This is a genomic window from Spirochaetia bacterium 38H-sp, assembly GCA_039023545.1.
GTDB lineage: Bacteria > Spirochaetota > Spirochaetia > Winmispirales > Winmispiraceae > Rarispira > Rarispira pelagica.
Genome location: JBCHKQ010000023.1, coordinates 1 through 941, shown reverse-complemented (window position 1 = coordinate 941; position 941 = coordinate 1). Strand labels below are relative to the sequence as shown.

Here is a 941-nt window from a genome sequence, read left to right as displayed (position 1 = left end):
CCTTTCCAGAAAAGGAATATTGAGCAGTTTAAAGCCTGCTTTAAGAACATTTAGCACACAGCGTGCAAGAAGAAGCCTTGCTTTTGCTGTTTCTTTATCCTCGCAGGTGATTATTGGATTGTCATGATAATAGCGGCTAAAGAGTTTTCCCACATCGTAGAGGTAGCTGACGATTAGAGAGGGGTTGTAATCCCTTGCTGCAGAAGAAAGTATCTCCGGAAACTCTCCCATAAGGCTCATAAGCTCCCACTCGGAATCCTGCTCAAGGCGGCTTATATCAACATCCTCGGGAGCAACAACCAGCTCCGGCGCTTTTCTCAGCATGCTGCTTATCCTTGCGCCCATGTACTGCAGATATGGACCTGTGTTTCCCGTAAGAGAGATGGACTCGCGCGGGTCAAAAATCATATCCTTGTTGGGGCTGACCTGCAAAAGAAAATAATGCAGAGCGCCAAGAGCAATTGCCTCAGCCGTTTTATCCGCATCATCGCCTTCTTCCAGCTTGCCCTTCTCTTCTATCTCAGCCTTTGCCATCTCAACAAGCTGGTCCAGAAGGTTATCGGCATCCACAACCGTGCCTTCTCTGGATTTCATCTTACCCTCGGGAAGGTTTACCATACCGTAAGAAAGATGATACAGATTATCAGCCCACTCGTATCCGAGCTTCTTTAGAACATAAAAAAGCACTTTAAAATGATAGTTCTGCTCGGATGCAACCACGTAGATAAGCCTCTCAAAAGGCCAATCCTTATGCCTGGACACAGCAGTCCCCAGGTCCTGAGTAAGATAAAGAGAAGTGCCGTCCTTTCTTAGCAAAACCTTTTTATCAAGCCCTATCTCGGAGAGATCAACCCAGACAGAACCGTCTTCTTCCTTATAAAAAATACCCTTCTCCAGCCCCTTTAAAACAAGATCCTTGCCCAGAAGATAAGTCTGACTCT

1 protein-coding gene is annotated in these 941 nt (G+C 46.2%); it reads right to left on the bottom strand.

Going from position 1 to position 941, the window contains the following annotated elements; translation table 11 throughout:
- The coding region (gene argS / locus WKV44_10615; protein ID MEM5948988.1) for an arginine--tRNA ligase at positions 1–941 on the bottom strand (941 nt) is incomplete at both ends.